This window comes from Thiocapsa bogorovii, assembly GCF_021228795.1.
Taxonomy (GTDB): domain Bacteria; phylum Pseudomonadota; class Gammaproteobacteria; order Chromatiales; family Chromatiaceae; genus Thiocapsa; species Thiocapsa bogorovii.
On sequence record NZ_CP089309.1, the window covers coordinates 4158574 to 4181880 of the forward strand.

The following is a 23307-nucleotide window of genomic DNA, read 5'->3' on the forward strand; positions in this document are numbered from 1 at the left end:
AGTGGCGAAGCGGCCGTGGTCGCGAAGCCGCGAAGGCGGTATGCAAAGCGCATCCGACACGCCGTCGAGCCGTTCGTCGCAGGGCCGTGCGCAGCCCGACCGCGCCCCTCGGGCGCACGTCGTGGCGCAGCGCGGCCCGGAGCGGGGCGAACCGGGGCCAAAACAGGTCGTCGCCAAGGAGCGAGTCCGTCCGGCGGCAGGAGCCCCCGGACGGATTCACGAGCGACACGCGACTCTCCGGTTGGGAGCCGGAGTTTCGGGACTGCTCGTTCGGGTTTCGGCCGGGTCGCAGCGCGCACGATGCGCTGCGCCGGGTGGCCGAGGTCATCACCAACGGGCGCACGCAGTGGGTGGTGGAGGCGGACATCAAAGGCTTCTTTGATCATCTGTCACACTCCCACCTCATGGACTTCCTGGAGCACCGCATCGGCGATCCCAATCTGTTGCGGATCGTGCGGCGGTTCCTGAAGGCCGGCATCATGGAGGACGGCGCGCTCACGGCCAGTGAAGAGGGCGCCCCGCAAGGGGGTCTGGTCTCGCCCGTGCTCAGTAATATCTACCTGCACGATGTCCTCGACCTCTGGTTCGAGAAACGGTTTGCGGTGACGTGCACGGGAAGGGCGTACCTGATTCGCTACGCCGACGACTACGTGGCCTGCTTCGAGTACGAAGGCGATGCACGGGCCTTTCTCACCGAGATGACCGCACGCCTGGCGCAGTTCGACCTGGAGGTCGAGCCGAGCAAAACGGCACTGCTGCGTTTCGGCAGCGAGCACCTGGGTCGGACGCGGGCGGAAACGTCCGGACCGCGGACCTTCAGCTTCCTTGGCTTGACCCATTACGTCGGGACGAGCCGAACGGGACGTTTCGTCGTCGGGCGCAAGACCGACGGCAAGCGGGTCCGCAAGAAGCTCAAGCTCCTGAGCGAGCGCTTGCGTGGGTTGCGGGCGCAAGGCGGGCGGGCGATGGTGGCTTACCTGATCCGGCACCTGCGCGGCCACATCCAGCACTACGGTGTGAGCGGCAATAGCCGGAGCGTGTCGGGTGATCTCTACGCCGCCACGGGCCTGTTGTTCAAATGGCTCAATCGGCGCAGCCAACGTCGCTCGTTGACCTGGAAGCGCTTCTACGCGGTCATCAAGCCCATGCTCCCGACGGCGCGGATTATTCACGACCTCTACCCCGTTCCTTGGTGGAAGACTCAAGCTGGGAGCCGGATGGTGTAACACTCCAAGTCCGGTTCTGCGAGGAGCCGGGAACAAACCGTCGTATGGCCGAGATCATGTGGCACCGCCGGGAAACCAGGCGGCAAACAGAGAACACAAACATCAGCCTAACCGACGGTGAGGACCCGGCTTACTCTCCGACCATGAGTTATCCCCAACAATATTTCTCTACCGATCAATAGCCTGCGGAGCCCCGGCTCATGACGTGTGGCTCTATCAAGTGGTTCGCCGCTAAGCTGCTGATTCGGCTTTAGGATTCGTGGGGATAGCTCAGGGTCTGTCCATGGTTTCCCTCTCCGGTTTCCCTCTGGCCGAAGAGGTCTGGAACGCCGTTTGCGGTGCCCAAGGCGAATCGGGTGCCGGGGGCTTGCAGGCGGAACTGAAGCTGACCTCGCCTGAACACGCGGTGTAAGGCGACCGATCCGTGCGTCAGTTCCAGTCTCTGCTAGATTGGACCGCAAACCGGACCAACCGGCGGACCAACTATTGATCCAGATTAATCTGCACGAGGCCAAGGCCAAGCTCTCTCAGCCATACCCACGAAGATTTCAACCTAAAAAGAGCAGTTAGCGCCCGTCGCGGAGCGTTTTCGGCCCGCGGGCGAGTACACATACCGGCGGTTCGGCGGCTACGCCGGCGCCGGTAACACCGCCGGCGGCTGCAATTGGCGGCCGTTGAGATACTTCACCAGCGCCCGCGAGAGGAGCCGGTACCAGCGTTGCAGGGGACTCAACTGCTCCGCAGTTCGGCGCAGCGTGTTGAAGAAGGCCGTGATCTCGCGGCAGGTCGCCTCCACCCACCCGGCTTCGGCATGGGGATGGCTGATGGTCAGGCGCGTCTGCCCGCCGTGACGGGTCAGTCGTGCCGGTGCGCTGAGCAGCAGCGGGCGGCTGGTGATCGCCTCGGTGTGCCGAGTCGGGTCGGCCAGGCGCACGAACAGGCTCCACCAGTTGTAGGTCAAGGCGGTGATGCGCGCCATGAAGCGGCAGCGCTTGATGTCGCGGGTGGTGAAGCCGCCCCAGCCCCAATGGTTCTTGAGCTCGTCGAAGGGATTCTCCGCGTCGGCGCGATCGCGATAGAGTTGCGCCACGCTCAGGATCTCATGGGGCAGCGAGGTCACCAGCACGGCGTACTCGTAGACGATCGTCTCGTCGGTGAGCTCGGCGAAGCTCAGGCGCAGCTGCTCGGGATCACCCTGCTCGACGACGGCCAGGTCGGCCTTGATGCGCCGGCGCAGCACGACGGCGCGCCGGGCACGGCTCCAGCCCGACAGACGCAGGGTCGTCTCGGCCCCCTGCCAGCCTTGACCGGCATCGCACCACTCGGCATCGCGCATCAGGCGCTCGACGGTCTGCTTGACCTTGGAGGTCATGCGCAGCTTGAACAGATACGGGATCCCCTCCTGCTCGGCCCGTGCCATGTTGGCTTGGGTGCCCCAATCGCGGTCGCCGCGAATGCACAGCGGCCAGTGCCCCAGGTGTCAGGATAGATGTCGCCTCCCTTTGGGAGAATGTGTGGGAGGATGGGGCATCACCGCCCCGGGGCTTTGCGCCCTCCGGGGTCAGCCGGGAAGGAGCCCGAAGGGCGACTGACGGCTGACCCGGAGGGCGCGGCGCAAGCGCCCCGAGGCATGAGAAGGCGAGCGACATGACAACCTATTCGAGCGAACTGAAAGACAGCATCCTGACGAAGCTACTGCCGCCCAACAACGTCGGCGTCCCGCAGTTGGCCGCGCAAACCGGCATCCCGCGCGACACCCTCTACGGCTGGCGGCGCGAGGCGTTGGGTCGGGCGCGTCGACCACGGGCATCGACGGTGCCTGCCGGGACGCTCGGCAGCGAGGAGAAGTTTGCCGTGGTGATGGAGACCGCCACCCTCAATGAGTTGGAGCTGGGCGCGTACTGTCGGCGCAAGGGCCTGTTCGCCGAGCAGATCAGCGCGTGGCGCACGACCTGCCAGCAGGCCAATGCGCCGCTGACGAGCACGACCGAGCGGGCCGAGCGGCGCGCCGAGCAGGCGGAGATCGTGCGCCTGGGTCGGGAGTTGCAGCGCAAGGACCGGGCCTTGGCCGAAGCCGCCACGTTGCTGGTGCTCCAAAAAAGTCCGGGCGATCTGGGAGGAGCCAGAGGACGCTCGCTCGCCTATGAGCGGCGCGTACAAGTGAGCGAGTACATCGCCCAAGCCTGTGCCGAGGGCGCCCGCCTGAGTCGCGCCTGCGCCGCCGTGGGGCTGTCCGAGCGCACCCTGCAGCGCTGGCGTCGCGACGGGGCGATCGGCGGCGACGGGCGCACGCGCGAGCACCGGACCGAAGGCGCGGTACGCACCCCGGCCAATCGGCTCTCGCCCCACGAGCGACAAGCCGTCCTCACAGCCGCCAACGCGCCCAGGTTCGCGAGCTTGAGTCCGCATCAGATCGTCCCGGCGCTGGCCGACGAGGGCTGCTACCTGGGATCCGAGTCGACCTTCTACCGCGTGCTGCGCGACGCCGGGCAGCTCGCCCGCCGCGGTCGCGCCAAGGCGCCGACACGGGTGCGCCCGCAGCCGCTGGAGGCGACCGGGCCGAATCGGGTTTGGAGCTGGGACATCACCTACCTGGCCAGTACCGTGCAGGGGATGTTCTTCTATCTGTACCTGATCATGGATGTCTACAGCCGCAAGATCGTCGGCTGGGAGGTCTACCCGCAGGAGTCCGCCGCGCACGCCGCCAGCGTCCTGCACAAGGCTTACCTGCGCGAAGGCGTGCACCCCGGGCACACTGGTCCTGCACTCGGACAACGGCTCGCCGATGAAAGGCGCCACCATGCTGGTGATGCTTCAACGCTTGGGCGTCGTGCCGTCCTTTAGTCGCCGGGCGGTGAGCAACGACAACCCCTACTCGGAGTCGCTGTTCAACACCGTCAAGGGGCGCCCGGACTTTCCCTCCGATCCCTTCGACGACGTCGAGGTGGCACGCCGCTGGATGACGACATTCACCGCCTGGTACAACACCATTCACCTGCACAGCGCGCTGAAGTTCGTCACCCCGGCACAGCGCCATCGCGGCGAGGATGTCGACCTGCTGGCACGGCGCGACGCGCTCTATCAAGCCGCCAGAGACGACAACCCGACGCGCTGGTCCGGACCCACCCGCAATTGGACGCCGCCCGCTTCGGTCTTGCTCAACCCGGGAAAACCCCCTCGTGAACAGGAGAAGGCCGACACGAACATGACATGATTGATGCGACAACTACCTTGACACTTACCGAGTGCGCCCGCGGCAGGCGCGCGAGCAACTCCCACAGCCCCGGCGCGCTGTACTTGGACGCGGTTTGGTTGCCGTCCAGCACCTCCACGTCCAGGATCAGACGCAGACCGGCGACGAAATAGGTATGGTAGGTGTGCGAGGGCCGACCCGGCTTGTGCGGATTGTAGCCTTTGACCGCACCCTCTTGATGCCCGTAGAGCGGCTTGACCGTCACGTCGGCATCGAGAATCCAGGGCACGCCCGGCACCGGCGCCACGCAGGCGTCCAGGTGGTTCTGCAACCAGGCCACCCCGTCGGCTTCATCGAGCTTGCCGAGGTTGCGGCGCACCGAGTCCTCGCTCACCACCGCCTCCATGCCCAGCAGGGCGGCGTTGATGGTGTCGCCGCGCAGGGCACTGATGTGGGCATAGCGCTGATGCCCGGACAGCACCGCCAGGATGGCGGTACCCAGAACGTCGCGCGTGCTCGGGGCGTTCGGGCTGGTCAGCTTCAGCGGGCAGCTCTCGACCCAGGCATCGAATCCGCGAGGCATGGAGAGCGGAGCGAAGCCGAGCGGCCCCCGGTAGGCGTCGGCGCGTGCGTGCCGCCGCAGTGGCGAAGCGGCCGTGGTCGCGAAGCCGCGAAGGCGGTATGCAAAGCGCATCCGACACGCCGTCGAGCCGTTCGTCGCAGGGCCGTGCGCAGCCCGACCGCGCCCCTCGGGCGCACGTCGTGGCGCAGCGCGGCCCGGAGCGGGGCGAACCGGGGCCAAAACAGGTCGTCGCCAAGGAGCGAGTCCGTCCGGCGGCAGGAGCCCCCGGACGGATTCACGAGCGACACGCGACTCTCCGGGCGCCCGCCCAGGCGCAAAAGCTCGGTGAAGAACGGCAGCTGCCCCAGCGGGGTGACCGCCGCCTGCGCATCCCACTCGACGTGGACGCGCCCGCCAAAGGTGTCCACCGCAACCGGGCCGGCATGCGGTACCAATGCGGTGGTTTCGGGTTCACCCTGCGGGTGAGGGATCGGGTTGCTCATGGGGACCTCCTTGCGCCGATATTTCAGCGGCTTGGATCACTCGAGGCAAGGTTTAACTGCTCTTTTTAGGTTCAAAGGACGATCAAGACAAAGCCGCCACCAATCCAGCAGATGCGGGCACGCAACAGGTGGCGAGTCCAAGACGCATCGTTATCAAACTACCGAGCGCATATTCCTTAGCCAACCCCGGTTGTTGGTGAGGACATCGTTGGCCGACACTCGCGGACGGCTAAACCTCGGTGCGGCAGCCGCAGCGTCATCCGCGTCCCGCCGCCCTCGGTCAGGCGGCTAGAACAAGGGTGAGAGCTGCGATTCATCCAGGATGCCGGAAGACAACGCCGCCGCCCAGGATGACAGCCGTTTGTGGCGATGAATCTGCCTCTCAGAATCACAAAGGCTGCGTTACCGCACCTTGGAAATTCCAACCCGGCAGCAGAGGCGACGAGGATACGCGGCCGCTGCCACCGGTCACTCGCACCCTCGGGACTACTGCCTCGCCTTGTTGATGAACTGCTCCACAACGTTCGACATGTCGAAGCTCTTTCCCCCCTGTACCGGGGGATACTCGGCGAGGGTCTTCAGGTGGTCGGCCATCAACTCGCCCACCGGCTGGATCAGCCAGGACACCTTCTGCATCAGGTGGCCGTAGGAGTCCTTGTTGTCGTAGCTCTCGAAGGGGTCCATCCGAAGGTTGAACACCAGCGGCACCGTTCGCGGCACGACGTTGGCGTAGTAGTCCTCCTTGGTGGAGAAGTGGAACTTCCACGGCCCCATCCGCACCGCCGTGAGCTTCGTTTCTTAGTAGTAGAAGATGTGGTCGCGGGCCGACTGCTCGGTCTCGCCCTTCCAGTAGGGGAGGTTGTTGCCGCCGTCGATGTATTGCTTCTTCTCTTCCATGACGCGCTCGGCGACGTCGGGCACCCCGGCGGCGGCTGCCAGGCTCGTGAACATGTCCTGGTGTCCCTGGATGCCGTTCAAGGTCCGTCCGGGCTCGATCACCCCGGGCCAGCGCAGCATCGAGATGACCCGGACACCGCCCTCGTAGGTCGACATCTTTTCGCCGCGGAATGGGGTGGTCGCCCCGTGCGGCCAAGAGGCGTGCTCGGGGCCGTTGTCGGTGGAGTACCAGACAATCGTGTTGTCATCCAGGCCGTTCTCTTCCAGAAAGTCGAGCATCAAGCCGATGTCGTGGTCGTGCTGGAGCATCCCGGAGCCGTGGAAGTCGGCCTCCGAGGTGTATTCTTCGGCCGCGTAGCGCCACTCGTCGTTGAGCCGCGTGTAGAGATGCATGCGGCTGGGGTTGAGCCAGACGAAGAAGCCTAAAAAGAGCAGTTAGCGCCCGTCGCGGAGCGTTTTCGGCCCGCGGGCGAGTACACATACCGGCGGTTCGGCGGCTACGCCGGCGCCGGTAACACCGCCGGCGGCTGCAATTGGCGGCCGTTGAGATACTTCACCAGCGCCCGCGAGAGGAGCCGGTACCAGCGTTGCAGGGGACTCAACTGCTCCGCAGTTCGGCGCAGCGTGTTGAAGAAGGCCGTGATCTCGCGGCAGGTCGCCTCCACCCACCCGGCTTCGGCATGGGGATGGCTGATGGTCAGGCGCGTCTGCCCGCCGTGACGGGTCAGTCGTGCCGGTGCGCTGAGCAGCAGCGGGCGGCTGGTGATCGCCTCGGTGTGCCGAGTCGGGTCGGCCAGGCGCACGAACAGGCTCCACCAGTTGTAGGTCAAGGCGGTGATGCGCGCCATGAAGCGGCAGCGCTTGATGTCGCGGGTGGTGAAGCCGCCCCAGCCCCAATGGTTCTTGAGCTCGTCGAAGGGATTCTCCGCGTCGGCGCGATCGCGATAGAGTTGCGCCACGCTCAGGATCTCATGGGGCAGCGAGGTCACCAGCACGGCGTACTCGTAGACGATCGTCTCGTCGGTGAGCTCGGCGAAGCTCAGGCGCAGCTGCTCGGGATCACCCTGCTCGACGACGGCCAGGTCGGCCTTGATGCGCCGGCGCAGCACGACGGCGCGCCGGGCACGGCTCCAGCCCGACAGACGCAGGGTCGTCTCGGCCCCCTGCCAGCCTTGACCGGCATCGCACCACTCGGCATCGCGCATCAGGCGCTCGACGGTCTGCTTGACCTTGGAGGTCATGCGCAGCTTGAACAGATACGGGATCCCCTCCTGCTCGGCACGCGCCATGTTGGCTTGGGTGCCCCAGTCGCGGTCGCCGCGAATGCACAGCGGCCAGTGCACCCGCGGCAGGCGCGCGAGCAACTCCCACAGGCCCGGCGCGCTGTACTTGGACGCGGTTTGGTTGCCGGCCAGCACCTCCACGTCCAGGATCAGACGCAGACCGGCGACGAAATAGGTGTGGTAGGTGTGCGAAGGGCGCCCCGGCTTGTGCGGGTTGTAGCCCTTGAGCGCACCCTCTTGATGCCCGTAGAGCGGCTTGACCGTCACGTCGGTATCGAGAATCCAGGGCACGCCCGGCACCGGCGCCACGCAGGCGTCCAGGTGGTTCTGCAACCAGGCCACCCCGTCGGCTTCATCGAGCTTGCCGAGGTTGCGGCGCACCGAGTCCTCGCTCACCACCGCCTCCATGCCCAGCAGGGCGGCGTTGATGGTGTCGCCGCGCAGGGCACTGATGTGGGCATCGCGCTGATGCCCGGACAGCACCGCCAGGATGGCGGTACCGAGAACGTCGCGCGTGCTCGGGGCGTTCGGGCTGGTCAGCTTCAGCGGGCAGCTCTCGACCCAGGCATCGAAGCGCCCGCCCAGGCGCAAAAACTCGGTGAAGAACGGCAGCTGCCCCAGCGGGGTGACCGCCGCCTGCGCATCCCACTCGACGTGGACGCGCCCGCCAAACGTGTCCACCGCAACCGGGCCGGCATGCGGTACCAATGCGGTGGTTTCGGGTTCACCCTGCGGGTGAGGGATCGGGTTGCTCATGGGGACCTCCTTGCGCCGATATTTCAGCCGCTTGGATCACTCGAGGCAAGGTTTAACTGCTCTTTTTAGGAGAAGGGTTTGCCGTCGGCCTTGGCCTGCTTCATGAAGTCCTCCGCCTTGGGGATGACCTCGCCGGCATCGAAGTTCTTCATCCGCTCCTGGGTCAGCGGACCGGTGTCTTCGCACTTCTGCCGACCCATCTTGCCGAAGCGCGGGTCCTCGTTGGGATCGTCCGTGTCGGTCGCGACGCAGTGGAGTACGCCGCGCGTGCCGAATTTCTTCTCGTACTCCTCGAGGCTGCCGGAGTAGGACTCGGCAAAACGCTGGTAGTCACGTTGTTCGGACTCTTCCTGCGTATTCAGGTGGTAGAGATTACCGAACAACTCGTCGAAGCCATGCACCGTCGGGAGGTGTTCGTTGCGGTCCCCGAGGTGGTTCTTGCCGAACTGCCCGGTCGCGTAGCCTTCTTGCTTGAGCACCTCGGCGAGACTCGGCGAAGCGGCCTGCAGACCCAGCGCGTCGCCGGGCTGGCCGACCGTCGTCATACCCGAGCGGATCGGATACTGACCGGTGATGAAGGCCGCGCGCCCCGCGGTACAGGAGGGCTGGGCATAGTGGTCGGTGAAGCGGATGCCCTGCATGCCGATGCTGTCGATGTTGGGCGTCGAGTAGCCCATCACGCCCATGCCGTAGGCGCTGACGTTCTCCCAGCCGACGTCGTCGCCCCAGATGACGAGGATGTTGGGTCTGTCCGCGGCGTACAGCGTGGCGCACACGGGAACCAGGATGAGGGCCCATGCCATGCGCCTGAAGAAGTAGGCTGCTCTCACGGTCAGGTCTCCTGCTATTCGGGTACACAGAACAGAGCATAACAAACCAATCCGAGCGGCTTTATCCGGTTCTCGAACGATCGAGGATCTCCTGTGACCGAGCGTCGTGCTCGCGCCTGCGCGGACCAACGTCAGGCCCCGGCCAGCACCGGCATCTGCGTCTGTGACGACCCCAGCCTGCAAGACAGGCCGTCGAGCCCTGGTCGACGAAACAGATGCCGGCGATCACGGGCGACGCGCTCGACGTGCTGCTGGATGCGGGACACGAGTAACTCGTCGTGCTGGTCGACGGCGCCCTGGCGCGGCGGCGCGATCCAACTGGTCATGGGCCGGATAGCCGCCGTCGACCAGCCACTCATCGGGGTGATGTCCGCAGCGCTCCTCGACCTGCTCGATCATGGATAGAAGTTGCGCCATGTCGGTGCCGACGGTGAGGGCCGCGACACCGAGGACGACGTGGCTCGCGGTATCGGTGGCGTATTGGCCGTTGTAGGCTGGACGGAAGCCCCCGTCGCCCCTTTTCATGACAGTGGCTTCGGCATCGGTGGTGGAGGCCCGCGCCTGCTCGCGCGGCTTACCTTGCTTGGCCTTGATCTGGGCCAGTTCGGGCAGCCGCTCCAGCGCCTGCTCGACGCGCTCCCGGCGCTCCCGCGCGGCCCGCTCCCGCGCCGCCTGTTGGCGCCGTCGAACAGGCCAGGTTGGAGATTATCCGCCTTCGTTTGCTCGCCGGGGGTCGTTGCTTCGATAGGGCCATTTTACCGTTCCGCGAGGCATGGAGAGCGGAGCGAAGCCGAGCGGCCCCCGGTAGGCGTCGGCGCGTGCGTGCCGCCGCAGTGGCGAAGCGGCCGTGGTCGCGAAGCCGCGAAGGCGGTATGCAAAGCGCATCCGACACGCCGTCGAGCCGTTCGTCGCAGGGCCGTGCGCAGCCCGACCGCGCCCCTCGGGCGCACGTCGTGGCGCAGCGCGGCCCGGAGCGGGGCGAACCGGGGCCAAAACAGGTCGTCGCCAAGGAGCGAGTCCGTCCGGCGGCAGGAGCCCCCGGACGGATTCACGAGCGACACGCGACTCTCCGGCCACCAGGAGCAGCGGCCAGGCCGCGAGGTTTTTCACAGCCTCTGAGAGGAACCACGCCGCAAGCGGCTGTATAGTGACAGATTAACCAGGTACAGACCGAATCATCCAGACCAGCAGCGGCAGTCATGCAAGGCCGTGCCGATCCACCGGAGCCGTCGCATCGCACATCCCCGAGCGAACGTCAGCCCGGACCGAACCCTCACCGAGCCACACCCAGAAGGAGAACTGCGAGATGCCTTTGCATTCGAAAGACGCGATCGTCGACGACCCGGTCAGCGACGTCTACGCGTCGACCGATTTATCGCTGGTGATGCCGAAGTACCGCATGCCGGAGCAGGAGCACGACCCGCGGCATGCCTACAGCGTTGTCCATGACGAACTGATGCTCGACGGCAACTCGAGGCAAAACCTGGCGACCTTCTGCCAGACTTGGTTGGACCCGGAGATCCATCGCCTCATGGACGAGTGCGTCGATAAAAACATGGTCGACAAAGACGAGTATCCGCAGACGGCGGAGATCGAGGCACGCTGCGTCCATATGCTCGCGGACCTGTGGAACTCCCCGGCCGCGGCCAACACCCTCGGTTGCTCCACTACCGGATCGAGCGAGGCGGCGATGCTCGGCGGACTGGCAATGAAATGGCGCTGGCGCAAACGTATGCATGAGGCCGGCAAGCCCGCCGACAAGCCCAACATGATCTGTGGCCCGGTGCAGATTTGCTGGCACAAATTCGCCCGCTATTTCGACGTCGAGTTGCGCGAGATTCCCTTGGAAGGCGACCGCCTGATCATGAACGCCGAGGAGGTGATCAAGCGCTGCGACGAAAACACCATCGGCGTGGTGCCGACCTTGGGCGTGACCTTCACCTGTCAGTACGAGCCGGTGAAGGCGGTCAATGACGCCCTCGAGCAACTTCAACGGGAAACCGGACTCGACATCCCGATCCATGTTGACGGGGCCAGCGGCGCCTTCTTGGCCCCCTTCTGTGCCCCGGAGCTGGAATGGGACTTTCGCCTGCCGCGGGTGAAATCCATCAACACCTCCGGGCATAAGTTCGGACTCGCGCCGCTCGGTGTCGGCTGGGTCGTCTGGCGCGATGCCGAGGAACTGCCCGAGGAGTTGATCTTCGATGTCAACTACCTGGGCGGCAACATGCCGACCTTCGCCTTGAACTTCTCGCGTCCCGGCGGCCAAATCGTCGCCCAGTATTACAATTTCCTGCGCCTGGGAAAGGAGGGGTACCGCAAGATCCACACCGCCTGTTACGACACGGCGCGTTTCCTGGCGGACGAGATCGGCAAGATGGGACCCTTTAAGGTGCTCTTCGACGGCGATATGAAGGCGGGCATCCCGGCCCTATCGTGGACGATCAAGGAGGGTTTCGATACCCACGGCTACAGCCTGTTCGACCTGGCCGACCGGCTGCGCAGTCGTGGTTGGCAGGTGCCTGCTTACTCGATGCCCGCCAATCGGCAAGACCTCGTCATCCAGCGCATCCTGGTGCGACACGGCGTCAGCCGCGATCTCGGCGCGCTGCTGATCGAAGACATGAAACGCTGCCTCGAACACTTCGGGAAGCACCCGATTACCAGTCCGCTGACCAGTGAAGAGGCAACCGGCTTCCACCACTGACCGACGCTCGCCGTCCGGCTCAACACCGGACGGTTTCCTGATCACCGCGGTTATGGGAGTGGCCAGCGGAGCACTTCAGAGCGGTGCCGACACGCCGCGCCCCGAGACATGTCGGCGGACCAGGCCAATGCCATCAGGGCGACGCAGGTCTCGCAGCAGTGGGCGACGGCGGTCGATTTCCCATTCTCCGCAGCGCGCGGCCAGCTCTTGCGTATGGCCGACCAGGTGGTCATGACAAGGTGGACGATCTCGACCTCGAGCCGGATCAGATCCAGCCCGGCGTGCGTCGCTCAAGGCCAGGGCGAACATCAGCAGGATGAGCGCGATGGCCAGATAGGCGAAGTTGTTATTTTCGTTGACGTGCGTTGTCATCGCACCCCCTCATCGGTTCTACCCGTCGCACCCGCGCCCCGAGCCTTTCGCAAACGCGCCCACCAACGGGTTGGCAGTCAGGCCGTGCAGCAGGATGCTCAACAGGATGGTGCACACCGCGGTCACGGTCAGGGTGTCGCCGCCGGGCAGGTCGGCCGTGAACACCAGGATGCCGAACACGATGCTGGCCAGGCCGCGCGGCCCGAACCAACCGATAAAGAGCTTGGCGTCGGGCCGCAGCGGCAGGCCCCACAGGGACAGGTAGACGGGCACCATGCGGATCAGGGTGAGGCTGAGCACTGCGTAGAGCAGCACGGACCCACTGATATACCCCATCGTCTGACCCACCACCCCGGCGCCGAAGGCGACCCAGGTGACCAGGGCCAGGGTGTCGCCCGTGCCCTCGGCCGCGAGCAGCAACGCATGCTTTTCCTGCTTCGCCAAGGCGCCGTACAGGAGGCCGCCCGCGAAGGCGGCGATGAAGCCGCTGCCGCCCAGCCACTGGGCCAACCCGAAGCAGGACAAGGCAAGCGCCACCACCGGGAGCTGCCGCCAGGTCTCGGTGATCCAGCCCTGACGGGTGCTCAGACGCAGTAGCCAGGCGGCGGCCAGGGTGAGCGCGACGCCCACGGCAACGCCGATGCCGATCGCCTCGGCGAAGAACCCCAGACTGAACCCCGGCCGATACTGCTCGACGCCGGTCGCCAGGGCCAGCAACGCCAGCAGGATCGGCACGCAGATGCCGTCGTTCAGGCCGCTCTCCACGTTGAGCCCCTCGCGCACGTTTGCGGGGACGGACGTGTTGGTCACGACGGCCTTGCCGAGCGCCGCGTCGGTGGGCGCGAGCATGGTCGCGAGGATCGCGATCTCCAACCACCCGAGCTCGGGGAACAACAGCACCCCGGCAGCAAAGCCCAGCACGATGGTCAGCGGCAAACCGATGCCCAGCAATCGCTCGGGGATGCGCCAGCTCCTGCCCAGGACCGAGAGATCGGCGGTGGCCGCGTCGGTGAACAGGACCAGGGCGAGGGTTAGCTCCGCGAGGGTGCGCAGGCCCTCCTGGTCGAGGTCCAGATGCAGCCAGCCGAGTCCGACCGGACCGAGCGCCAAGCCGAAGGCCGTAAAGACGATGGGGCCGGTGACGGGCGTGCGCTCCACGCCGCCGGCGATGGCGCTGTAGACAAAGACAAAGAGACCGAGGAGGACGAGGGTCGCGTACATGTCACAGTAAAGCGATCTTCTCGCGCTGCGCCTGCAGGTTTCCGATCGCCGTCGACTGCTCGGCGAGCCTGGCGCGCTCCTTGTCGACCACCGCGGCCGGGGCCTTGTCGACGAAGCTCGGGTTCGCGAGCTTCTGCCCGATACGGGCGATCTCGTCGGTCAGGCGCCCGATCTCCTTGTCGAGGCGTTTGAGCTCGGCGTCCTTGTCGATCAGGCCGGCCATCGGGATGAGGAGCTTCATGGTGCCGACCAGGGCGATCGCCGACTCGGGCGCGGCCGACTCGTCGTCGAGCAGAGTGACCGATTCGATACGGGCGAGAAAATCCAGGTAGGGCCGGGCGATCGCGAGCCAGGTCCGGTCCTGCTCGGAGGCGTTGGCGACGAGCACCGGCAGCGGTTTGCCGGGCGCGATGTTCATCTCGCCCTTGATGCGCCGCACGCCGAGGATGACCTGCTGGACCCACTCGATCTCGGCGACGGCCTCCGGGTCGTCGGCTCCTGCATCGGCGACGGGGTAGGGTGCAAGCATGATGGTGTCGCCTTGGGCCCCGACCAGGGGCGAGACCTTCTGCCAGATCTCCTCCGTGATGAAGGGCATGATCGGGTGGGCGAGCCTCAGCAGGGTCTCCAGGGTCTCGACCAGGGTGCGGCGGGTGCCGCGCTTTGCAGCGTCGCTCGCGGCCGTCCCTGTGAGCACCGGCTTGGACAGCTCCAGATACCAGTCGCAGAAGGCGTTCCAGGTGAAGTCGTAGATCGCTTGGGCGGCGAGGTCGAAGCGGTAGCCCTCGATGGCGTCCGTCACCGTGGCCGTGGTGGCGTTGAGTCGGGCGCGGATCCAGCGGTCGGCCGCGGAGAGCTCCACCTCGCCGCCGGCTTGGCCGCAGTCCTGCTCCTCGGTGTTCATCAGGACGTAGCGCGAGGCGTTCCAGAGCTTGTTGCAGAAGTTGCGGTAGCCCTCGATGCGACCGAGGTCGAATTTGACGTCGCGCCCGGTGGTGGCGAGCGCGGCGAAGGTAAAGCGCAGCGCATCGGTGCCGAAGCCGGGGATGCCGTCGGGGAAGTCCTTGCGGGTCTGTTTGGCGATCTTCTCGGCCAGATGGGGCTGCATCATGCCCCTGGTGCGCTTCTCGACCAAGGCTTCGAGTCCGATCCCGTCGATCAGATCGATGGGGTCGAGTACGTTGCCCTTGGACTTGGACATCTTGTCGCCGTGGGCGTCGCGCACCAGGCCGTGGATGTAGACGTCCTTGAAGGGCACCTCGTCCATGAATTTGAGCCCCATCATGATCATCCGGGCGACCCAGAAGAAGATGATGTCGAAGCCGGTGACGAGGACCGAGGTGGGATAGAAGGCGTTGAGGCGATCGGTGTGCTCCGGCCAGCCGAGCGTGCTGAAGGGCCAGAGTGCGGAGCTGAACCAGGTGTCGAGTACATCCGGATCCTGGAGCAGGACGACCTCGGGGCCGAAGCCGTGACGCGCGCGGATCGCGTCCTCCGAGCGGCCGACATAGACGTTGCCTTCGACGTCGTACCAGGCCGGGATGCGGTGCCCCCACCAGATCTGGCGGCTGATGCACCAGTCCTGGATGTTTCGCATCCAGTCGTAGTAGGTGTTCTTCCAGTTGTCCGGCACGAAGCGGATGCGCCCGTCTTCGACCGCGGCGATGGCCGGTTCGGCCAGAGGGGCGACCCGCACGTACCATTGATCGGTCAGATAGGGCTCGATCACGGCGCCCGAGCGGTCGCCGCGCGGCTGCTGAAGCCGGTGCTCCTTCACCGCCGCGAGGAGGCCGAGCGAGTCGAGATCGGCGACGATGAGCTTGCGGGCCTCGTAGCGGTCCAGGCCGACGTAGGCGACGGGCAGCAGCGCGCCTTCTTCGGGCTGATTGGCGCGGATCGCGGCATCCGGGGTGAGGATGTTGATCAGGCCGCCATGCGGCTGCTCGGCGATCGCGTTCTCGTCGCGGTGGCGCAGCCAGACCTGATGGTCGTTGAAGTCGTGCGCAGGCGTGATCTTCACGCAACCGGTCCCGAACTCGGGGTCGGCGTGCTCGTCGGCGATGACGGGGATGCGGCGCCCGGTTAGGGGCAGCTCGACGCGCTCACCGATCAGGTGTTTGTAGCGCGGGTCCTCTGGGTTGACGGCCACGGCGCAGTCGCCGAGCAGGGTCTCCGGGCGGGTGGTGGAGACCACCAGATGCGTCGGCCCCGTCGCGCCGGGCGGCAACACCAACGGGTAGCGGATGTCCCACATGTGGCCGGACTCTTCCTCGGAGATCACCTCGAGGTCGGAGACCGCCGTGTGCAGCGCCGGATCCCAGTTGACTAGGCGCTTGCCGCGATAGATCAATCCCTCTTCGAACAAGCGCACGAAGACCTCGCGCACCGCGTTGGAGAGGCCCTCGTCCATGGTGAATCGCTCGTGCTGCCAGTCGAGCGAGGAGCCGAGACGACGCAGCTGGCGTGTAATGTTGCCGCCGGACTCCTGTTTCCATGCCCAGACCCGTTCGATGAAGGCCTCGCGTCCGAGGTCGTGACGGGTTTGGCCGGCGGCCTCCAGTTGGCGCTCGACCACCATCTGGGTCGCGATCCCGGCGTGGTCCGTGCCCGGCTGCCAGAGGGTGCGATCGCCTTTCATCCGGTGATAGCGCACCATCGTATCCATGATGGTGTTGTTGAACCCGTGACCCATGTGCAGGCTGCCGGTCACGTTCGGCGGCGGGATCATGATGCAATAGGCTCCGCCGCCCGCGCCTTCGGCCCGGGAGCTCCCGGTCTGGTCGGCCGGGACGAAATAGCCTTTCTCTTCCCAGAAGCGATACCAGTTTTTCTCGAGGGTTTGGGGGTCGTAGTTCTTATCCAGCATGATGGTGTCGCCGTCCGAGAAACGCGTTCGAATCAATCCGCGAGTATATACCGAGCGCCCGCGGTTTAAGATCAACGACCAATCTACAAGGGGGCGCGGTCAGGCGTGATGGGAGTCGACGACAGACACAGAGGTCCCTTCAGCGGACCGACCGGTTGGATCGAGGAGGTCGGTTTCGCCGCGATCGCCCTCGTGAGCTGTTTGGCGTTGTACCTGAAGATCCTGCTCGGGCGGGCGCGCTTGGACATGCCGGCTTTTACCGCGTCGTTGCGGCAGGCCGGGCTGTCCATTCTGCCGGCCATTACCTTGGTGACCGCCTCGCTCGGTCTGATCCTCGGTCACCAGATCGATTCCGTCCTGACGGATCTCGACCTGCCCGGGCTCGTCGTCTTGACGCTGACCTACGCGACCGTTATGGAGCTGGTGCCGATCCTGGTCGGGATCCTGGTGGCCGGACGGGCCGGTGTCGCGCTCGCGGTACGGCAGGCGACCCTAACGGTGACCGGCGAGATGGACGGCCTGCTCGCAAGCGGGATCCACCCTATCCAATTCACGGTTGGTCCCGTTCTCCTTGCGATGCTGCTGATGAGCTTTGCCTTCATGGTCTGGGGTACATTGGTCACCTTCGTTGCGGCCGGGGCTTGGTTGTGGACGATGGCCGGGATCTCTCCGGCGCTGCTCTTCGAGTCTTTGGTCCGAGCGCTCAGCATCGGTGCCCTGATCGAGGCGCTGGTCAAGCCCTTGCTGTTCGCGCTTCTGATCGCCCTCATCGCCACCGTCAACGGGACCGGCGCGGGGCGCAACCCGGAGGGCATCTCGCGCGCCGCGACGCGGACCATGATCGGTGCGGTTTCGGCGATCCTGCTGATGGACCTTTTGTATATTCTTTTCTTGCGGGTGTGATGCAGCAGCCTCCAGCCTCCAACCTCCGGCCTCCGGCCCGCATGGAGATCGTACGGTGTGCCGGTCGCGCCGGCCATCGCCTTGCGCGGCGACGGCGCTCTCGGTGGGTGCCATGACTGCTGCACTGATGCTCGACGGGGTTTACCAGCACGTCGGCGGGCGCATGGCGCTCGACGATATTCGGCTCTCGCTGCCCGAAGGTGCTTGGTTGTTGATCTGCGGTCCGAACGGCGCCGGCAAGAGCCTCTTGACCCGATTGATCTTGGGACTGGATCGGCCCTCGGCGGGTACAATCGAGGTTCTGGGACAGGATCTGAGTCGGCTCGGCGAGGCCGCGATGGTGCGTTTGCGCGGCGACATCGGGGCGGTGCTGCAGCGCGGCTCGCTGCTCTCCGACGACAGCGTGCTCGACAACCTCCTGCTGCCCCTGCGCCACGCGCCCATGAGCCGCTACGACATGGCCCGGGCTGCGCGCTTGGTCATGACCCTGCTGGGGCTGGACGGATTGGAGAATCACATGCCGCGCGGACTGTCCTTGGGCCAACAGAGGCGCGTGGAGCTCGCGCGTGCCCTGATTCATCGCCCGAAGCTGCTGGTTTGGGACGGCCTCTCGGACGGGCTCGACCCGACCGTCTCCCGCGAGACCTTGGAGGTCCTGCGCAACCTGAGGGAGAACGCCAACCTGACCCTAATCGCCACCGACAACGTCCCGGATGCCTTGGCCGGTGCCGCCGATCGGGTTGCCGTCATGGAGCGAGGTAGGTTGCTGTTCGAGGGCACTCCGCAGGCGCTCGAATCCGCCGGGCGATCCCGTCTGGATCTGCGCGCGGCACTGTGGGGACATCCATGAGCGAGCCCGCGGATCCTGCGGATCGCCGACTCGATCGGCTCTATTCCCCGCCCGAGATCGGCGCTCCGGGCAAGCGTCGGGGGCGGGCCGAACGTCGCGACCTGCTGTTCGCCGGCATCTTCGTGATTGCGATGGCCGCCATTGCCGTGGCCGCGTTCGCACTGGTTCTACCCGGGCTATTCGGGAAGACCTACCGTCTACAGGCCTATTTCCCCGACGCAGACGGACTCGATGCGGGTCTTCAGGTCGTGCAGGAAGGCTATGTCATCGGCCTTGTCGAGCGGGTCGAGCCCGTCTTCCCGAGCACCGATGCGCATCGGCTCCATTGCCCGGCGCCGTCTGCCGATATGCCGCCGCGGTCGCCGGCCCTGCCGTGCTTCCGCGCGACCCTGCGGATTCGCGACAACTGGCCGATCCCGAAGGGAAGCCAGGCGCAGTTGGCCCCATTGGGTTTATTGAAAGGGGAGGCCATCAGCATCCGGCCCGGGAGCTCCGCGGACCTCTATGCCGACGGGGCCGTGATCGACGCCAAGGCACCCGATATCGACCTGACCGAGCGGCTCGCCGCGCTCACCGAGACGGTCCGCATCGTGGTCGAGGAGAGCATCGCCCCGACGCTTGCGAGCATCCGAGACCAGGTCAAGACCATCGAGTTGCTGATCGGCACCGGGGAGGGCCAGGGCGAGAACCGCGATCGGCTTGCCGGCGCCTTCGAGAATCTACGGCTACTGTCCGAAAACCTCGTCACGGCGGTCGATCCGGATGCGATCGGCGCCATTCTCGGCTCGGTGGAGGAGATGTCCGCCAGCCTTGCGCTCATCACCGGCGACATGACCGGCAGCACCGAGGACATTCGGCGCGCGGTGGCGGATTACGGTGATCTGGCGGTGGACATTCGGGGCTTGGTCAACGAGAACCGCCCGGCGATTCAGCGCTCGCTCGACGACACCCAGTTCCTCCTGCAGTCGCTCTCCGCCGCCTTGATCCCCATCTTGACCAACATCGAGGACGCGAGCCGCAGTCTCTCCGCCCTCGCGCGCGACCTACGCAGCGACCCGACCCTGATCATCAAACGCCGGGAGCAAGAGGAGCAGGCACCTTGGTTCCGCTGAGTGTGGGTCGCCCGCATCGGGCGGCGACGGTCTCGGGCCGCGGTTCGGCGGGTTCGAGCCGGTCGCCGAGACGACTGACGAACCTGGTTCGAGGGTTTATGTCCACCGCTACCGGAAGTCGCCGCCCGAGCCGGCTCCTCCCCGCATTGATCCTCGGGCTGGTCGCGGGCGGCTGCGGTTCGCCGGCGCCGATGCGGCCCGATCTCTTCTATTCGCTCGACCCCGAGCCTTTGGAATCCCCCGTCGGCGCGCCGCTGCCGGCAACCTTGCTGGTCTCCGACCTTGCCGCGCGCGGCTTCCTCGGCGGGCGGCAGATCGTTTTCCGAACCGAGGCCGAGCCCCTCCGGGTGCAGCGTTACGACGACCTACTCTGGGCCGACCCCTTGCCGCGCGCACTCGCGCGCAACCTGGTCCGTGCCGTTCGGCACGCGCAGGTCTTCGCGTTCGCCGTGACCCCGGCCGACCGCGCCCGCGCGGACTACCTGCTCGGCGGCGAGGTGGAGCGTTTCGAGCATCTACCGACGGCGGTGCCGCCGCGGGTGGTCGGCACCCTCAATCTGGCGCTGGTCCGTGCCGACGACCGTCGCACCCTCCGGGACCGCAGCTACAGGCATGAGGTCGAGGTGCAGGGCGACACGCCGGACGACATGGCCGAGGCGTTCAACCGACTCGCGGCCCTGCTGGCCGCCGATGTGGTGCGCGACCTTCGGACGCTGCCGAGACCCTCGCGCTCCTCGGTGGCGCCATGAGCGGCGAGGCGATGCCGCTTGGCATGCGCTCGGATCTGGACGGCGCGGATGCGGCCTGACCGGTTCGCGGCGCTCTATCCCAGCGGCCTGGATCGGATGCGCGTTGCCTGGGAGCATGTGCGCATGCCGGGGCCGCCGGCCGAGTATGCCCTGACTCGCACCGAGGTCGAGCACCCCGACCCGCGGCAACGATTTGCACGCCGGACGATTCAGGAGATCCTCTGCGATGGCGACCGGCTGGCCCTGATCGACAAGGCATCGCCACACAGCCTCTTCGACCTCATGGTGTCGGAGATCTCCGATCCGGCTAAAGCCACGCCCGATGCGGTCGAGCCCACGACGGGTCGCGTACTTTGGGGGACCGGGCTTGCCTTCGTTCGCTTCGTCTCCGATGCGGATGTCATGCGGCGTTTCGATCTGGACGGCGGCGAGCTGCATCTCGCGCTCAACTGCGACCCCAACACGCACGACCGCGAGAGCGTGCAGGCGGCCAAGCAGTTCCATCTCCATCTACTCTATTGGCCCGGTGCGGCATTGAAACCGCTCGAGCGCGCCGGGCGACTCGGTGCCCTCGCCGATGCCCGATTGCGCCGTCAAGCCATCGATCCGCTCGCCTTCCTCGGTGCCCGGCTGATCTACGAGTCTCTGGACGGGGTCGACCTCGGCATCCCGGGTGCCCGTCTGGCGTTGCCCGACGATCGATCGACGATCCGAGGCGAGCGTCCGCTCGGCTGTCTGATCGAGCTACCGGGCTGGCAAGTGCTTGCCGATCCCGCGTTCGAAGGCCTGATCCGTCGCTTGCACCTGCGTCTGGAGGCGCTTGCAGCGGATCTGCTCGAGGTCTTCACCGGGCAGCGCTCAGCGCCGTCGCCCTGGCACCGTCATGCCTTGCGTTCCACCCCGCAGATCGCGAGCACGCTCGCCGCGCTTCCATTCTCTGCAGCCGTTCGGGCCGGGCTCGGTAACCTGTCACGCGTACTGCGCGACCTGCCCGCGTCCACCGCGCGCCGACTCGTTCGGACCGATCCCGCGCGCCGCATGGACCTCATGACGCTGAATCAGCCCTCCTATGCCCTGAATCTCCATACCCCCGAGGCTAATGTTCCCGGGGCAACCCTCCAAGACGCGGGTATCCTGCACCTCAGCATCCAACCGAAGCTCTTCTCCGGTATTGGCGGCGCCGGCCTGCTCGGGCTCGGCGGCGTTCCCAGTGTGCGCATCCTGCGTGGCGAGGGCCGTGCGAGCATCGAGAGTTGGTATCGCCGGAGCCGATTCCAGCGCGATTTTGCGGAATTCAACCAGGGCCTGCAGGATGCCGATCCGGGCATCCATTTTCAGCCACTGAAGCGCTTCGAGGGCCCGCGCACGGGTTGGGCCTGATCCGCGTCCGGAGCGAGATTCCCAGTGTCGAGCGAGCCTGACGGAAAGTGCCGCGCTCCCGACGTTCGGTGGGTTGAGGATCTAACCCGGATGTTTCATAAACCGACACAGCCGACACTGGCCTCGCGGATTTGCGCGGCGCTGGGCGTCACCGAGGGCGATGACCGGGACGCCGCGGGGGTTGAATGGTGGAAATACCGAGCGGCAACGGGCTTGATCAACGGGGCACGAGTAGTTTTGTCGCCGCGCAGGCGTACGATGCCCTGCCCGAGGTGGGCATAGTCGTCGTGCGCGTGCTGAAATCCCCGTGCGGGGATGTATGTGCGTCTAGGCGGGCGCCGCCCGGGGCTGCGCGTTGAAGAGCCTCTCGGTGACCTGCTGCAACAGCGTCTTGACCGGACAGCTCGAGGGCAGGTGCAGGCGCACGCGGTCTTTGTACTGCACCACGCGCACGGCGAGCTTGAACAGTTTGATGATCACGGTGGCAGGCTGGGCGTTGGCCAGTTCCGTGCCGACGAGGACCTCGGTGCGCAGCGTTTGGTGCAAGACGTAAGCGGCGCAGGAGAAGAACAAGCGCATCTGATTGGCCAAGAAGGTGCTGTCGGAAGTGCGATCGCTGGCCAGATCGTTCTTGATCATTTTGATGAAGTTCTCGTCCTGGCCGCGCGCGCAGTACAGATCGCGGTAGACGCACTCGGGACTGGGCAAGTCCAAGGAGGTGACGACGAAGCGGAGGTTGTCGCCGCGCGCCGTCACCTCGGCTTTGAGGATGGTCCGACACGCGCCGGGCCAGGAACCGGCACGGTAGTCAACCTCGTGGTAGGTGCGGGTCCGCTCGGGTACGTCGGCGTCGGCGCGCCGGGCGTTCTCGATGCGCAGCGCATGGAGCTTGCGGGCGTCGGCCAAGAACGGCTCGGCCCGTGGCGTGAGAGCCCGGTTACCCGCCAGGCCGAAGATGAAATCCGTCAACGGATCGGCCATCGCCAAGGCCATCAACTCGGGGTTGGAGAAGTGTCCGTCGCCGCGCAGGATGATGCGTGTGCGTGGCCACGCGGCCCGCAGCCGCTTGAGCACGCGCTTGAGGATCATCGCGTTCTCGGCGCCGGTGGGGCGCTTGCCGGGACGCAGCACCGCGGTGATGAACTTCCCCGAGAGGCCCTCGAAGAGAAACAGCGGCAAGTAGCAATGGTTGCCGTAGTGATGATTGTAGAACGCGAACTCCTGCTGGCCATGGGTGGCGTCTTCGGAGTGGTCCATATCGAGCACGATCACCTGCGGCGCCTTCGGGTAGCTGGCGATGAAGGCCTCGACGAAGGCCTGCGCCATGCGGTAGAGGTCGCGCGCGCCGACCCCATTCTCCAAACGCGAGAAGGTCGGCCCGCTGGCCAGGTCCGTCGTCGCATCCAGCGGCTTGCGCTCCAGCCCCAGCTTGAACAGCGCATCACGGCGCAGCGCATTGGCGTCGTTGCCGTCTTCGTAAGCACAGGCGATCTGGTAGACCCGTTGCGCGATCAGCTCACGCATCGGATGGGTGGTGTAGGACGGATGGCGCCAATCATCGATCGCTGCGCTCAACCGCTCGGTCAGGCCGATCTGCCGATCAACCCCGCGCAGAATCATGGGGCCAAAGTCAGACGACATGGCGCCGCCGTCGAAGTCGCCGCGGACCGTGAAACCGGCGACCGGGGGAAAACGCAGCTGTTCCGGGGTAGACTCGGGCATGGGCGACCTCGTTTAGCTTCTTCCGAAGCGTTCTTGGCGGAACAGCCATTTTATCAATGGGTTGAACGAGAGTCGCCCTTTTTTATGAAATATTCGGGCTAAAAGTTTTCTTTTTAAAGGTTACATCGCGTCCGCTCCGGCGCTCATGGATTCAGCCGAGGCGGATCCGAACCAA

The 23307-nt window shown here is 65.9% G+C and carries 17 protein-coding genes and 2 pseudogenes; 8 read left to right on the forward strand and 11 right to left on the reverse strand.

The features are described from left to right. The first annotated feature begins 86 nt into the window (after window positions 1-86). The gene (locus LT988_RS18440; RefSeq protein ID WP_232406978.1) at window positions 87-1226 is read left to right on the forward strand and encodes a reverse transcriptase domain-containing protein; all 1140 of its coding nucleotides are present in this window, start codon (window positions 87-89) and stop codon (window positions 1224-1226) included. Between the two features lie 628 nt (window positions 1227-1854). On the opposite strand, the gene LT988_RS18445 is transcribed toward LT988_RS18440, so the two are convergent. Continuing rightward, window positions 1855-2703 carry a transposase gene (locus tag LT988_RS18445; RefSeq protein WP_332460584.1) on the reverse strand — a complete coding sequence of 283 codons (849 nt, stop codon included), beginning with the start codon at window positions 2701-2703 and terminating at the stop codon, window positions 1855-1857. A gap of 170 nt (window positions 2704-2873) precedes the next feature. Between LT988_RS18445 and LT988_RS18450 the strand changes: the two genes are divergently transcribed. Further along, a protein-coding gene (locus tag LT988_RS18450) for an IS3 family transposase (protein ID WP_408648016.1) occupies window positions 2874-4440 on the forward strand; the annotation gives its coding sequence in 2 pieces (ribosomal slippage) (window positions 2874-3962 and window positions 3964-4440; 1566 coding nt in all). Here the strand turns inward: LT988_RS18450 and LT988_RS18455 are convergent. The 6 genes and pseudogenes from LT988_RS18455 to LT988_RS18480 all read right to left on the reverse strand — a co-directional run. Further along, window positions 4385-5113: a hypothetical protein gene (locus tag LT988_RS18455; protein WP_232406981.1), complete on the reverse strand. Its 729-nt coding sequence runs from the start codon at window positions 5111-5113 to the stop codon at window positions 4385-4387. The two genes, LT988_RS18450 and LT988_RS18455, sit on opposite strands and share 56 nt — an antisense overlap. An 857-nt stretch (window positions 5114-5970) precedes the next feature. Further along, window positions 5971-6267, reverse strand: a pseudogene (locus tag LT988_RS18460) (hypothetical protein); the annotation flags it as partial. Between the two features lie 15 nt (window positions 6268-6282). Continuing rightward, window positions 6283-6816: a sulfatase-like hydrolase/transferase gene (locus LT988_RS18465; RefSeq protein WP_269752149.1), complete on the reverse strand. Its 534-nt coding sequence runs from the start codon at window positions 6814-6816 to the stop codon at window positions 6283-6285. Between the two features lie 62 nt (window positions 6817-6878). Continuing rightward, window positions 6879-8420 (reverse strand): transposase, encoded by a 1542-nt coding sequence (locus LT988_RS18470; RefSeq protein WP_232406984.1) that lies wholly within the window; start codon window positions 8418-8420, stop codon window positions 6879-6881. A 65-nt stretch (window positions 8421-8485) separates the two neighbouring features. After that, window positions 8486-9250: a sulfatase-like hydrolase/transferase gene (locus LT988_RS18475; protein WP_232406985.1), complete on the reverse strand. Its 765-nt coding sequence runs from the start codon at window positions 9248-9250 to the stop codon at window positions 8486-8488. A 300-nt stretch (window positions 9251-9550) separates the two neighbouring features. Beyond that, a pseudogene (locus LT988_RS18480) lies at window positions 9551-9934 on the reverse strand (IS5/IS1182 family transposase); the annotation flags it as partial. A gap of 622 nt (window positions 9935-10556) precedes the next feature. On the opposite strand from LT988_RS18480, the gene LT988_RS18485 reads away from it, so the two are divergent. Next, window positions 10557-11957, forward strand: a complete 1401-nt coding sequence (locus tag LT988_RS18485; RefSeq protein WP_232406986.1) for a glutamate decarboxylase — start codon at window positions 10557-10559, stop codon at window positions 11955-11957. 75 nt (window positions 11958-12032) lie between these two features. Here LT988_RS18485 and LT988_RS18490 read toward each other — a convergent pair whose 3' ends face one another. Genes LT988_RS18490 through LT988_RS18500 form a run of 3 tightly spaced genes read right to left on the reverse strand, consistent with a single transcriptional unit; the run spans window position 12033 to window position 16416 of the window. Continuing rightward, window positions 12033-12329 (reverse strand): hypothetical protein, encoded by a 297-nt coding sequence (locus LT988_RS18490; RefSeq protein ID WP_232406987.1) that lies wholly within the window; start codon window positions 12327-12329, stop codon window positions 12033-12035. An 18-nt stretch (window positions 12330-12347) separates the two neighbouring features. Beyond that, entirely contained in the window at window positions 12348-13550 is a 1203-nt protein-coding gene (locus LT988_RS18495; RefSeq protein WP_232406988.1) for a cation:proton antiporter, read from the reverse strand. Between the two features lies 1 nt (window position 13551). Further along, window positions 13552-16416, reverse strand: a complete 2865-nt coding sequence (locus tag LT988_RS18500) for a valine--tRNA ligase (protein ID WP_232406989.1) — start codon at window positions 16414-16416, stop codon at window positions 13552-13554. A 108-nt stretch (window positions 16417-16524) separates the two neighbouring features. On the opposite strand from LT988_RS18500, the gene LT988_RS18505 reads away from it, so the two are divergent. The 5 genes from LT988_RS18505 to LT988_RS18525 all read left to right on the forward strand — a co-directional run bounded on the left by LT988_RS18505 (window position 16525) and on the right by LT988_RS18525 (window position 21410). Further along, window positions 16525-17319, forward strand: a complete 795-nt coding sequence (locus LT988_RS18505; protein ID WP_232406990.1) for an MlaE family ABC transporter permease — start codon at window positions 16525-16527, stop codon at window positions 17317-17319. Window positions 17320-17431: 112 nt separating this feature from the next. Next, entirely contained in the window at window positions 17432-18169 is a 738-nt protein-coding gene (locus LT988_RS18510) for an ABC transporter ATP-binding protein (RefSeq protein WP_232406991.1), read from the forward strand. Further along, a complete protein-coding gene (locus LT988_RS18515; RefSeq protein ID WP_232406992.1) occupies window positions 18166-19281 on the forward strand; it encodes an MlaD family protein in 1116 nt (371 codons plus the stop codon). Before LT988_RS18510 ends, LT988_RS18515 begins: the two co-directional genes overlap by 4 nt. 98 nt (window positions 19282-19379) lie before the next feature. Next, entirely contained in the window at window positions 19380-20030 is a 651-nt protein-coding gene (locus LT988_RS18520; RefSeq protein ID WP_232406993.1) for an ABC-type transport auxiliary lipoprotein family protein, read from the forward strand. 48 nt (window positions 20031-20078) lie between these two features. Then, the gene (locus tag LT988_RS18525) at window positions 20079-21410 is read left to right on the forward strand and encodes a hypothetical protein (protein ID WP_232406994.1); all 1332 of its coding nucleotides are present in this window, start codon (window positions 20079-20081) and stop codon (window positions 21408-21410) included. Window positions 21411-21737: 327 nt separating this feature from the next. Here LT988_RS18525 and LT988_RS18530 read toward each other — a convergent pair whose 3' ends face one another. Beyond that, window positions 21738-23132 (reverse strand): IS1380-like element ISTro1 family transposase, encoded by a 1395-nt coding sequence (locus tag LT988_RS18530; protein ID WP_232406659.1) that lies wholly within the window; start codon window positions 23130-23132, stop codon window positions 21738-21740. Between the last annotated feature and the right edge of the window lie 175 nt (window positions 23133-23307).